Here is a 405-nt window from a genome sequence, read left to right as displayed (position 1 = left end):
GCGGTCGTCGGTCGCATCCTTCTCCCCAATCTCCCATCCCGTTATCCCACTGAGCGTGAGATGGTGCGTTTTCACCCACTCCTCCACCGCACACAACCGATGCTCTGCTTGGCTCATCATGAATGCCACCAACAGCACGCTCAATTGTCCGTAACTTAACCCTCGCCGATCTCCATGCGGGCGCGGCAGCACCGCGTCAATCGTCTCCGCTAGCTTCAACTGGTGCAGCCCATGCAGCAGTATCGGTAGCTCATCCACCCGCTCAAACGTCACCTCGGAGATCGTAACGTCCATGAGTCTTTGTCCAACGCTTAACCGTCAACTCTAAAACTTCTTTCCCTATCCTGCAACCCCTGCCAATCGGCAATAATTCCGGTTCCCCCCTTAAAATCAGCGAACGAACCG

The 405-nt window shown here is 55.6% G+C and carries 1 protein-coding gene; it reads right to left on the bottom strand.

Annotated elements, in window-relative coordinates:
* Positions 1–294 (bottom strand): DUF4277 domain-containing protein (locus ACR6Z4_RS32255; protein WP_479721408.1); only part of this gene is annotated, 294 nt, incomplete at its 3' end.
* Between the last annotated feature and the right edge of the window lie 111 nt (positions 295–405).

The organism is Calyptranema fuscum S582, assembly GCF_055793305.1.
This window is presented reverse-complemented; position numbering and strand designations above follow the sequence as displayed.